The sequence below is a fragment of the Stenotrophomonas sp. GD03777 genome, assembly GCF_029842485.1.
Lineage (GTDB): Bacteria > Pseudomonadota > Gammaproteobacteria > Xanthomonadales > Xanthomonadaceae > Stenotrophomonas > Stenotrophomonas sepilia.
This window is the reverse complement of record NZ_JAOCGL010000218.1, coordinates 1-2,011: the sequence shown is the minus strand read 5'-3', so window position 1 is coordinate 2,011 and position 2,011 is coordinate 1. Positions and strand designations below refer to the sequence as shown.

Sequence of the window (2,011 nt, the reverse complement as noted above, 5' to 3'; positions counted from 1 at the left end):
AGGCCGGCAATCATCACCAGCGCGACCACCAGCAACAGCGGAATGGCCAGAAGAACCAGTACGACCAGGGCTATCAGTGCTTCCATTGCGTGCTTCCAATGCGATCCCGCGCCCCAGCGGCGGCGGTCGACCGCCCCATGCTACGACAGGGTGGGTCCCATAAACGACGAACCCCGGCCAGGCCGGGGTCCGTCTGCGATCTACACCGGCCTTACTTGGCGGCGATGACCTTGGCCATTTCCAGGCACTTGTTGGAGTAGCCCCACTCGTTGTCGTACCAGGTCACCAGCTTGACGAAGGTGCCGTCCAGGGCGATGCCGGCGTCGGCGTCGAACACCGAGGTGCAGGTCTCGCCGCGGAAATCGGTGGCCACGACCTTGTCTTCGGTGTAGCCGAGGATGCCCTTCAGCGCGCCTTCGCTCTGTGCCTTCACTTCAGCGCAGATCTCGGCGTAGGTGGCTTCCTTCTCCAGCTCGACGGTCAGGTCGACCACCGACACGTCCGAGGTCGGGACGCGGAAGCTCATGCCGGTCAGCTTCTTGTTCAGTTCCGGGATGACCACGCCGACGGCCTTGGCCGCACCGGTGGACGAGGGAATGATGTTTTCCAGGATGCCACGGCCGCCGCGCCAGTCCTTGTTGGACGGGCCATCGACGGTCTTCTGGGTGGCGGTGGCCGCATGCACGGTGGTCATCAGGCCGCGCTTGATGCCCCACTTGTCATTGATGACCTTGGCCAGCGGAGCCAGGCAGTTGGTGGTGCACGACGCGTTGGAGATGATTGCCTGGCCAGCATAGGTCTTGTCGTTCACGCCGAACACGAACATCGGCGTGTCGTCCTTCGACGGGGCCGACATGATGACCTTCCTGGCGCCGGCATCGATGTGCTTCTGCGCGGTTTCCTTGGTCAGGAACAGGCCGGTGGCTTCCAGCACCACGTCGGCGCCGACCTCGTCCCACTTCAGGTTGGCCGGGTCGCGTTCCTGGGTCAGGCGGATCTTCTTGCCGTTGACCAGCAGGTCGTTGCCCTGCACCGCTACGTCGGCCTTGAAGCGGCCGTGCACGGAGTCGTACTTGAGCATGTAGGCCAGGTAATCCGGCTCCAGCAGATCGTTGATGGCCACGATTTCGATGTCGTCGCCGAAGTTCAGCACCGCCGAGCGCAGGACGTTACGCCCGATGCGACCGAAACCGTTGATACCAACCTTGATTGCCATTTCTCAAGCTCCTGCAGCCGCGACGGGTGCGGCGGGATGGATAGGGCCCACAAGTCTAGCAGGCCGGGGCTGGCCACCGTGGGCCAGGCCGGGCCGCCAGCAGGTCGGCGGACAGGATTTGATCCGGATCAAAGCGTTAGCGCGGCGTGAGGCCGAGACTGTCGCCATCCACCCAGCAACGAGAACACCCCCATGCGCAAGACCTCCTCCCTGATCGTGGCCAGCCTGGCCGCCGCCCTGTCCCTCGCCGCCGCCCCGGCCATGGCCCAGTCCAAGGGCGACTGGACCGTTTCGGCCGGCGTGCACCAGGTGGCGCCGAAGTCGAACAACGGCTGGCTGGCCGGCGGCACCCTGAAGGTCGACGTCGACAACGACGTCAAGCCGACCATCACCGGCGAGTACTTCATCGCCGACAACCTGGGCATCGAAGTGCTGGCCGCGCTGCCGTTCAAGCACGACATCAACATCAACGGCCTGGGCCGCGTCGGCAGCACCAAGCAGCTGCCGCCGGTGGTGACCCTGCAGTACCACTTCAACAGCAAGGGCAAGGTGTCGCCGTTCGTCGGTGCAGGTGTGAACTACACCACCTTCTTCAGCGAAGATACCACCGGTGCATTGGCCGGCAGCAAGCTGAAGCTGCAGGATTCGTGGGGCCTGGCCGCGCATGCGGGCATCGATTTCGCGATCGGCGAGAAGGGCGCCCTGCGCGTGGACATGCGCTGGATCGACATCGACAGCAAGGTGAAGTTGAACGGCGAGAAGATCGGCACCGTCAACATCGATCCGCTGGTCTAC

The 2,011-nt window shown here is 64.2% G+C and carries 2 protein-coding genes; one reads left to right on the top strand and one right to left on the bottom strand.

The features are described 5' to 3' along the window. Positions 1–211 precede the first annotated feature (211 nt). A complete protein-coding gene (gene gap / locus N5E02_RS20895; RefSeq protein ID WP_005418885.1) occupies positions 212–1,216 on the bottom strand; it encodes a type I glyceraldehyde-3-phosphate dehydrogenase in 1,005 nt (334 codons plus the stop codon). A gap of 192 nt (positions 1,217–1,408) precedes the next feature. On the opposite strand from gap, the gene N5E02_RS20890 reads away from it, so the two are divergent. Further along, positions 1,409–2,011: OmpW family outer membrane protein (locus N5E02_RS20890; protein WP_279946734.1), on the top strand; the 603-nt coding region annotated here is incomplete at its 3' end.

Bases quoted from the DNA above. Each gene is read 5' to 3' on its own strand.
- gap (WP_005418885.1), bottom strand. From the start codon at position 1,216: ATGGCAATCAAGGTTGGTATCAACGGTTTCGGTCGCATCGGGCGTAAC.